The sequence below is a fragment of the Streptomyces beijiangensis genome, assembly GCF_017315755.1.
Lineage (GTDB): Bacteria > Actinomycetota > Actinomycetes > Streptomycetales > Streptomycetaceae > Streptomyces > Streptomyces beijiangensis.
The window spans coordinates 1-340 of record NZ_JAFLRJ010000572.1; the positions used below are offsets into that span (position 1 = coordinate 1).

Annotated in this window: 1 protein-coding gene; it reads left to right on the forward strand. The window is 72.4% G+C overall.

The window, feature by feature from the left end; translation table 11 throughout:
- Nucleotides 1-91: 91 nt before the first annotated feature.
- On the forward strand, nucleotides 92-340 hold a 249-nt coding region (locus J0695_RS36895; protein WP_206969124.1), incomplete at its 3' end, for a BlaI/MecI/CopY family transcriptional regulator.

A 340-nucleotide genomic window follows, 5' to 3' on the forward strand; every position in this document is an offset into this window, starting at 1 on the left:
AGGAGCGCGGCTGGCAGACGGGACCGCTCCGGGAGCACTACACGGCGTAGTAGCTTTTACGGTGACGACCACACGGCACAGGAGCGGACACATGGAGACGGGACGGCGCGCACCCGGCGAACTGGAGAGCGAAGTCCTGGCCGCCCTGTGGGAGGCCGGGGAGCCGGTCGGGGCCGGGGTGGTCCGCGAGAAGGTGGCCGGCGACCCCGCGTACACCACCGTGCTGACGATCCTCTCCAGGCTGTACGACAAGGGGCTGGTCACCCGCGAGCGCGCGGGCCGCGGCTACCTCTACATCCCCGTACGCGACGAGGCCGGGCACGCCGCCGCCGGGATGCGC